This window comes from Streptomyces malaysiense, from assembly GCF_000980885.2.
Classification (GTDB): Bacteria; Actinomycetota; Actinomycetes; order Streptomycetales; family Streptomycetaceae; genus Streptomyces; species Streptomyces malaysiense.
This window is the reverse complement of sequence record NZ_LBDA02000099.1, coordinates 1-7,354: the sequence shown is the minus strand read 5'-3', so window position 1 is coordinate 7,354 and position 7,354 is coordinate 1. Positions and strand designations below refer to the sequence as shown.

The window sequence follows — 7,354 nt, the reverse complement described above, 5'->3', positions numbered from 1 at the left end:
AGCGAGGTTAAACGCCAAGCTGAGTACAAGTGCTCATGCGCTTCATCACGCCGGAGTGTTGGGTGGTGGCATGCCTGATGAGCCGCTGGCCTCCTGGCTGCGGGCGGAGCGGCCCTACGCGGATGGCCAGTTCTCGGTCGCCCGCCGCTACGGGGTGACCAGGGCCTGTCACTGCTGGTAGCTAAAGTTGCTGGTGCGGATGTGAGCCGTCGGTTGTTCTGGCAATACGGGGAGGGTGTTGTGCTTCCGAGCGATGGCGGGGCGACGTCGGGCACGTCGTGGGCGTCCGGCCTGTTCGGCGTGGCACGGGAGGCCGTCGCCGATGTGGCCACGGAACTGTCGTCCTTCACCACCTTCCAGAAGCGCGTCGACGCCCTGATCCACGACCTGAAGGGCTCGCAGGCAGGCCCGGGCAAGATCGGGCAGGAGCAGCTCGCACGCCATCAGTTCGGGGGCGGGGCCGGAGCGTGGGCAGAGGCGGCCGGGCTGTTCAGCACCTACGCGACGGTGATCAGCGAGCTGGAGACGCTGTCGAAGCTGCTGTCGGACTCCATGGAGGGCATGGGCATCGCCGTCATGGCCTCACACAGGGGCTACCAGAACGTCGACCTGGACGTCCGTGACCGCATGGCGGCGATCAGCGCGGAAGCGACGAAGAGCTACGGCAGCGGTTACGACCCTGAAGTGCCGAGCAAGGCCCACGGCAGTGGGAACGGGACGCAGACCGGGCAGCCGTCGAAGCCGGCGCCAGCGGGTGGCGACGCGGGCGGTTCGATCTGATGGATCTGGTGGAACGGACGGGGACGGGGGAGTTCTGATGTCTGGCAAGGGATCCGGTGGCGGTACGTCCTTCGAGGACATGAGCCACGAGCAGATGCTGGCGTGGCTCGACCAGGCCGACCCCGGCATGGTGCAGGCCGCCGCGGACCGACTCACCGCGGCCGCCAAGGAGATCCGCAAGATCGCCGAGGAACTCAAGGTCCGTCCGCAGTGGGTGGAATGGAAGGGCGAGGGCGCGCACGCGTTCCGCACCTGGTCCGCCGACCTGGCCAACTCCACTCTGCGGCTTGGTGACTTCAGCGAAGGCGCTGGCAAGTGGCTGAGCGAGGCGTCCGGGGCGATCGCGCACGCGCAGGTATCGATCCCGCGCGACACCAAGGGAGCACAGGCGAACCTGGACTCGGCAAACGCAGCGCACAACGACCCGGACGCGGGAGCGGTGAGCGCGGCGGCCAAGAGCGAGCTGGCTGCGCTGGCGGCACACAAGGAGAGGGTCCGCCTGGAGGCGGCGGCGCAGATGCGGCAGCTGGGGCAGACCTACGAGTGGTCGGCCACGCAGATGAACGGGCTCGAGCGGCCGAAGTTTCCGCCGCCGCCGAAAGCGATTGTGCCGCCGTCGGGATCCCATGCGTTGGACGGTGGTGAGGCTAAGGCGCGCCCAAGCGGGTCTCCTCCAGGGCCCGCCTCGTCGTCTGATGGTGCTGCCGTCGTACACGTGGCGCAGGGTCGGGAGGGTTCCGCTGCTGCCCCAGCCCCAGGCGCCGGCGTGCGAAAGCCCACGGTTGTGGCATCACCTGCGCACATCGTTCCGGTAGTGGCGGAGCAGCAGCCCACGCGGATGGGTATCGACTCGGTAGCCTCTCCACCGCAAGCGCCGCACACACCGAACATCACGGCCGGTCTCCCGGGCCCAAGCCATGCCGACGCAGGCGTCACACCGGCGCCGCCAACCACAGGGACACTTCCATCGCCGTTCACCAGCGGGCCGAAAGCGACGCCGAGCCCGCTGAGCCCGAGAACGCCTTCGAGCCGGTCGATCCCGAACGCGCCTTCGGAGCCAACTGGTCCCCAGCAGCGACCAATCGGAGGCCGGCCTTCGGCCATGCCTGAACTCGGAGGCCGGACCCCGGCCCTGCCCGAACAGGGAGCAGCCACATCCCCGCCAGGCCGTGTGACGAGCGGTAGCCGCGGCGTCATCGGCGGCCGACCGGTTCCGTCTCCTGCTGGCAACCCCCAGGGCGCCATCCCCAGGGGGACGGTCGTGGGTGCCGAGGGACCGACCGCTCGCGGTCCAGCAGGGTTTGCTGCAGGTGCTCGCTCTTCGGGGCAGGTGGCAGGGCGGCAAGCACCTGGCCCAGGCGGCCGTCTCCCCGTGCGGAACAGCGGTGTGATCGGCGACAACACGCAGCAGCCGGGGCGCTCGGGTACTCGTCCGTCTTCCGCGGCAGGCGGCGCTGTGGAGCGAGGCGGAATTTCGGGCGGGAAACCTACCGTCATGCGAGCTGCTGGTGCACGCAGCGGCGGCACGCGGCAAGCTCCTCAGGGGGCATCCACCCGACGCGACGACACGAGACGGAGCGGACGCGACAACCGCACCGAGAACGAGGATGAAGCACAGCGACAGCAGGACCGTCGCTATGTGCCGCCAGTAGTCGACTGACAGGTCAACAACAGCGAGAGGGACATACATGCTCACCAGCGGAATGCGCCACCGGCATCGTCAGGCTGCGGTAGCAGCTGCCGTGGGTCTGCTGTTGGTGGGCGCCGCCGCAGTATCGGCGCAAGCGGAGTCGACGCGCCGGGAGGAGTGGTTCCTCGACGCCATGAAGGCCGAGCAGATGTGGGAGACCAGCACCGGCAAGGGCGTCACGGTCGCAGTGATCGACACCGGCGTCGATCCCACGAATCCCGACCTGACGGGCCAGGTACTCAAGGGCAAGGACCTCGCCCCGGACCAGCCAGGCGACGAGCACACCGACTACGAAGGTCATGGCACCGGCATGGCCGGCCTGATCGCAGGAACAGGCGCGTACGGCGGGGGAAACGGTGCCCTGGGGCTCGCCCCCGGCGCCAAGATTCTCCCCATCCGCCTGCCCAAGGGAGACACGGCAGCCAACCAGGCCGAAGGAGACAACCGCTTCAACGAGGCTGTCGCACAAGCGATCCGATACGCCGCCGATGAGCACGCCAAGGTCATCAACATCTCTCAGGGAGCACCAGAAGGGTCACTGCAGCTGACCGCAGCGGTCAAATACGCCCTCGACAAGGGATCGTTGATCTTCGCTGCCGTCGGAAACAACGGAGACGGGGCCAACGAGGTGATGTACCCGGCCGCCACGCCGGGCGTGGTCGGCGTGGCGGCCGTGGGCAAGGATCTCCACAGGACAGCTGAGTCCGAGACCGGCCCTCAGGTGGACATGGCCGCACCGGGCGAGGACATGGTCCACGCCTGTGGAAGCAAGACCGGGCTGTGTGAGACCCATGGGACAAGTGACGCCACCGCCCTCGCTTCGGCCAGCGCCGCCCTGATCTGGTCCAAGCACCCTGACTGGGCCAACAGCCAGGTCCTCCGCGTCATGCTCAACACCATCGGCGGCCCCACCAACGGAGCCAAGCGCAACGACGCCATCGGATACGGCATTGTCCGTCCGCGAATCGCCCTGCAGAACCCCGGCAGTCCCGGCCCGGCTAACGTCTACCCGCTCCCGGACTTCAAGACAGCGGCGTCTCAGTCGGCTTCGCCGAAAGCTTCGGGATCCGAGGGCTCCGATGCCCGGGCCAAGGGTGGCAACTCGCCCGCGGCAGCGTCAGCATCCCAGGGCATGAGCACCCCCTGGATCGCGCTGGGCATCGGCGCTGTCGTATTTTTCGGAGTAGGGATCGCGGTTGTCGTCGTCGTCCGGAAGCGTCGGACCGCCGCAGTGCCGCTCTCAGCGACCGCGCCCGCCCCGGGCCAAGGGCACTTCCCCGCACGTGGGTTCACGCCCTCGTCGTACGGGCCGCCGGTCCCACCGGACAACCTCCCCCCGCCCGATCGAGGACCTGGCGCTGTCTGAGTACGCATACTCAGACAGGCTGGTGGCTGATACGGATGGGACTCTCGACGCAGCGTTACTACTGTGCTTCTCGACCACCGCAGCGCTGCGGTGGCGCGTTCACAGCGTCTCGGCGACGTACGACCAGACACGGGGAGGGGCCACGCATGGCATGGGGAGGACAAGCGCGTGGGGTTTGACTGGGAGAAGGCCGTAGGCGTTCCGCCCCGCGCCGACGATGCGGGACACAGTCGCATGCAACTGGCGAGCGTGAACGGTGGGGGAGGCGGTGGCACCGAGGGCGGCGACGCCGACCTGCGGATCAGCAAGACACCGTGGACGAGCGCGTCCGGCGTGGCGGACGAACTGCACACCGCCACCAACAACGGTCTGACCGACCTCAAGGAGGCCAGCACCGGCTTAGCGGGCGGCACTGAGGGATTCGACTGTACGGCCGCGCTGAATGAGATACGCGCCACCTGGGATGCTCGGCTCACCGCTGTCCGGAACGAATGCGGCCGGCTGCACGGAACCCTGGCCAAGACCGGGAAGCACTTCGGTGAGGTCGACCAGCACGTCGGGGGCCGAGTGGGTGGAGTTCACGTGGGCAACCGCCCGGATTGGGCAAGGTGAGGCCGGTGTCCACATGGCAGCAACTTCGGGACCTGAAGCTGTCCGAGTACCGGGACGCCGCCGGCGGATGGGGCAAGGTAAGCCACCGCGCGGACGCCGCCCGACTTCGGGTCGACCGGGAGATGACGATTCCAGTCCGGTCCACCCAGAAGGGGGAGACGGCCACCAAGGCGGCCGGCGACCTGGACCGGCTAAGTCGTAACTACCAGTACATCCACGGTGAGTGCGGTCTGATCCGGACCACGCTGGAGTCCCTCGCCGCCGACCTGGAAGGACCTCAGCGAAAGCTGAAGCAGGCGTTGGAAGACGCCGAGGCGTTCAAGTTCACGGTGAACGAGGACGGTTCGGTGACGTATCCCCCGCCCATCTCGAAGGACGGCACCCCGGCGCCCGTCCCTTACGGGCCGTACGCCCCAGGCACGTCGCCAGCAGGCCCTATCGTGCCGTTCGCCCCCGGTGAGGGCGGTGGCACAGCGCGAGCGGGCGCACCGGTCCCTTACCTACCGGGCAAGGGCGAAGGCGGCGGCAATCCCAACAAGGCCATGGCCGAGAGCGTCGCGGAACAAATCGCGAGCGCTGTGCGCGAGGCAGGCGAGATCGACGCGCGCTACGCATCCGTGCTCCGCAAGCTCAAGGCCCCGGCCGGGCTCGACGTCACCGACGACATGCTGATCGACGCGGCCAAAGACCTGCAGGCCGTGCAAAAGACCGTCGGCGACTACCTCGACGAGAAGAAGATCCCGCACGGAAAGTCCCCCGCCGAGAACAGGAAGTGGTGGGACGGTCTCACCGACGAGCAGCGCGATGAGTACGCGACCCTCTATCCGTCCGAGATCGGCGCGCTCGACGGCCTGCCGTCCGAGGTGCGCGACACCTCCAACCGGATCGTGCTGGCGGAAACACGGGCTCAGTTTGCGCAGGAGTACGAGCGACTGGGGCCCGAGCCGCCGCAGTACGTCCGGGTCGGCAACCCTCCCTCAGCCGTCGTCAACCCGATCTGGCAGCAATGGCAGAAGGCCGGCGGCGTACGGGTGCGGGACATGCTCAGCGGCATGGACGACATCCAGGCCCGGCTGGACGCAAGCGGTGTGCCTGGCCCGGACGGCAAGCCCGGCCTGCCACAGGCGTACGTGCTCGGCTTCGACACCAAGGGTCTCGGACACGCGATCATCGCCAACGGCAACCCGGACACGGCGGACAACACGGCTGTGTACGTACCCGGGACGGGAGCGCAGCTGGCGAAGGCCGGCGGCGACATCAAGCGGATGACGGATACGTGGCACGAGGCCCACACACAGGCCCCCGACAAGACCACGTCTACCATCACCTGGATCGGCTACGACGCCCCGCAGAATGTCGTCACCGATTCCCCTTCGCCGAGCTATGCCTACGACTCGGCCCCCAAACTCAACAACTTCCTGGACGGTCTGCAGACGGCCCGCAGCGGCTCTGAAGCATGCACGCCGTCAAGCCACACGACGGTCATCGCCCATAGCTATGGCACCACGGTTGTCGGTGCTGCCACCAAGGAACACCACATCGCGGCCAACGACATCGTGGTCGCTGGCAGTCCAGGCATGCTGGTGGGCGACGCAAGCGACCTGGGCGTGGGCAGCAACCACGTGTGGTCCGAGGCCGCCAGCGACGACCCGGTGCCCTACATCGGCCGACCGTTCTTGGGTGGACAGAAGTGGGGCGTGCAGTACTACGACGGGGTTCCCTACAGTGCCGGTTACATCCAGACCATTCCGTCCGACGAGGCATTCGGGGCGCATCGAATGCATGTGAACACCAGCGGGCACAGTGGCTACTGGGATGAGGGGTCGGTTTCACTGGAGAACCAGGGGGCAGTTGTCGTCGGCAAGTATGGTGACGTTAAGGAAGACAATTGAACTCGCTCAGGAATTCGTTCCCGCGGCGTCGGCTCGCCCTTTGCGCCGCGGCCAGTGTTGTGGCCCTCGTCATGACGGGATGCTCAAAAGACGTGACAAACAAAGACGTGAGTGATGCAGGTAAGACTGCCGAGCCGACGACTCTGGCGGTCGAACAGGCTAGGACGAAGGCTAATCACCTCTCCAGTCAGATTCTTGACTTGATTGGAATCAAGGACGGGAAAGTAACGGAGGGAGGTGCTGGTGTCTCTCTCTGTGATGAGGACCCCGATCACCTTTACCGCATGCGTCACCCTTGGTCGATCTACGAAGTGGCCCCCGATAAGCTGGAGGCCGGCTTCCAGCGCCTCCGGGAGAGTCTGCCCAAGAACGGCTGGAAAGTCGTCGCATACGGCCGTGACGCTAGCGCAAACAAAAACCTCGAACTCACTGCCGATTCAGATAAGGAACCGTTCTCAGTTAACGCTTCCTTGCATATCACGGGTGCGTCCGGAACTCAGCAGCCCATGCTCCAGATCCGCGTCGTCTCCGGTTGTTTCCGTGCGCCGAAGGGAACGGACCTCAGTAAGGAGTACTGACATCGCGCCGCTATGGCCTCCCGTATCTCGTAGCGAGCAGCCACTCATACGGGTCATGCCTGGTAGGGGCAGCCACACAGGCGCCGGGCGGCATCCCGGAAGCCGATGAAATGATTCTCGTCGGAAGTCCCAGCACGGGTGTCGAGAAGGCGCAGGATCTTGGTGTGGTGCACGGCCACGAGCGTGAGGCCACCGAGGCGCCAGGGCCGGACACCGTCCAGCACATCCTGCGCCGCACCTCGTACGACGAGGCACGGGAGCATGAAGCCGAACTGATCGCCACCATCATCCTGGAATGGGCCTCGGTGCTCGACCGGGTGGCCCCGCCTCCCGCCGCGCAGCCGGACCTGCGGCGGGTCCAGACCGCACTGGGCGACCGGCGGGGCTGGCTGTGAACCTGCGTATCGTCGCCGTGAGGTTCCCCCGAGATGCGGAG

Annotated in this window: 6 protein-coding genes; all 6 read left to right on the top strand. The window is 66.9% G+C overall.

Features of this window, described 5'->3' with window-relative positions; genetic code table 11:
* The first annotated feature begins 240 nt into the window (after window positions 1-240).
* Window positions 241-780: a hypothetical protein gene (locus VT52_RS32070; RefSeq protein WP_240509962.1), complete on the top strand. Its 540-nt coding sequence runs from the start codon at window positions 241-243 to the stop codon at window positions 778-780.
* 1,688 nt (window positions 781-2,468) lie between these two features.
* Window positions 2,469-3,836 (top strand): type VII secretion-associated serine protease mycosin, encoded by a 1,368-nt coding sequence (gene mycP / locus VT52_RS32065; protein WP_046426744.1) that lies wholly within the window; start codon window positions 2,469-2,471, stop codon window positions 3,834-3,836.
* 234 nt (window positions 3,837-4,070) lie between these two features.
* A complete protein-coding gene (locus tag VT52_RS32060) occupies window positions 4,071-4,448 on the top strand; it encodes a hypothetical protein (RefSeq protein WP_053055685.1) in 378 nt (125 codons plus the stop codon).
* 5 nt (window positions 4,449-4,453) lie between these two features.
* Complete coding sequence (locus tag VT52_RS32055) at window positions 4,454-6,340, top strand: alpha/beta hydrolase (protein WP_046426743.1); 1,887 nt, start codon at window positions 4,454-4,456, stop codon at window positions 6,338-6,340.
* Between the two features lie 92 nt (window positions 6,341-6,432).
* On the top strand, window positions 6,433-6,918 hold the full coding sequence (locus VT52_RS37685) for a hypothetical protein (RefSeq protein ID WP_143070950.1): 486 nt from the start codon (window positions 6,433-6,435) through the stop codon (window positions 6,916-6,918).
* On the top strand, window positions 6,915-7,313 hold the full coding sequence (locus VT52_RS39200) for an alpha/beta hydrolase (protein WP_276207993.1): 399 nt from the start codon (window positions 6,915-6,917) through the stop codon (window positions 7,311-7,313). The genes VT52_RS37685 and VT52_RS39200 overlap by 4 nt, the downstream gene beginning before the upstream one ends.
* Window positions 7,314-7,354 lie beyond the last annotated feature (41 nt).